The 1,093-nt window shown below is 32.3% G+C and carries 2 protein-coding genes; both read left to right on the top strand.

The genetic code is table 11. From position 1 onward, the window contains the following. On the top strand, window positions 1-563 hold a 563-nt coding region (locus QM460_RS10385; protein WP_414290054.1), incomplete at its 5' end, for a DNA/RNA non-specific endonuclease. 10 nt (window positions 564-573) lie between these two features. Further along, on the top strand, window positions 574-1,023 hold the full coding sequence (locus QM460_RS10380; protein ID WP_414290053.1) for a hypothetical protein: 450 nt from the start codon (window positions 574-576) through the stop codon (window positions 1,021-1,023). Window positions 1,024-1,093: the final 70 nt, after the last annotated feature.

The following is a 1,093-nucleotide window of genomic DNA, read 5'->3' as shown; positions in this document are numbered from 1 at the left end:
TTGTCGTCAATGAAAAATCACAATTTACAAAAGACGAATTGAGTTTAGAAAATGACAGCTGGGAAAAATATTCTGATCTAGATTTTTTAAATCGTGTAGGAATTGCTGAAGCGATGTTGGGAAAAGATTTGATGCCAACTGAAGATAGAGAATCTATTTCGTCTATCACACCAACAGGATGGAAAAATAAAAAAATAATTTTCAACGGGAAAGAAGATTATTTATATAATCGTTCTCACTTAATCGGTTTTCAATTAAGTGGAGAAAATGCGAATGCTAAAAATTTATTTACAGGTACACGTGCTTTAAATGCAAATTTTGAAGATGAACAATCATCAATGGTTTACTATGAAAATAAAATTTCTAACTACATAAAAAATACGAACCACCATGTTCGCTATCGAGTAACTCCTATATTTAGAAATGTGGAATTAGTTGCTAGAGGAGTTCGTATGGAAGCACAGAGTATTGAAGATGATGAGATTTCATTTGATGTATATATCTTTAATATTCAACCAGGATATAAAATCAATTACTTGACAGGATCATCTCAGAAAAATTGAGGAGGGAAAAATGAATCCAAGACTTAGCTTATACTTTAGCGAAGAAACACATGAAAAATTTAAGGAAGTAAAATCTTACTTGAAAGAATCGTCTGCTTTGCAGAAACAGTATCGAAATAATTCAGCAACGCTTGTCACTTTGATTGAAGTTTTTTATAAACTCTTTATTGAATTAGGAGAAGGAAAAAATTTTTATGAGCGACTGACTCAGCTGGAAAAAAAATTGGAAGGTAGCTTTGATTCTGGAAATGACAACAAGGCAATTCATCGTCAACTTGATCAAATTCTCTATTTAACACTAACCAATTTTCATGCTATTACGAAAGATGATTTTGATGTTCAAGATTTGGAATCTATTCATTCACGACTGGATCCTACACAGCATGAATTAATGGCAAGAATCAACGATGTCATTCAAGAAGATGTTGCACGTGGTCAAACAATCAAACATTCTCATTGAGGTACAGTAAATGGTAGATGTTGTTGAGATCTATTTAGAAACAGGAGATTTTCATGAAGCGGTGAGACAG

Source organism: Streptococcus infantis, assembly GCF_047464415.1.
GTDB classification, from domain to species: Bacteria; Bacillota; Bacilli; order Lactobacillales; family Streptococcaceae; genus Streptococcus; species Streptococcus infantis_AE.
This window is presented reverse-complemented; position numbering and strand designations above follow the sequence as displayed.

Bases quoted from the DNA above. Each gene is read 5' to 3' on its own strand.
- QM460_RS10380 (WP_414290053.1), top strand. From the start codon at position 574: ATGAATCCAAGACTTAGCTTATACTTTAGCGAAGAAACACATGAAAAA.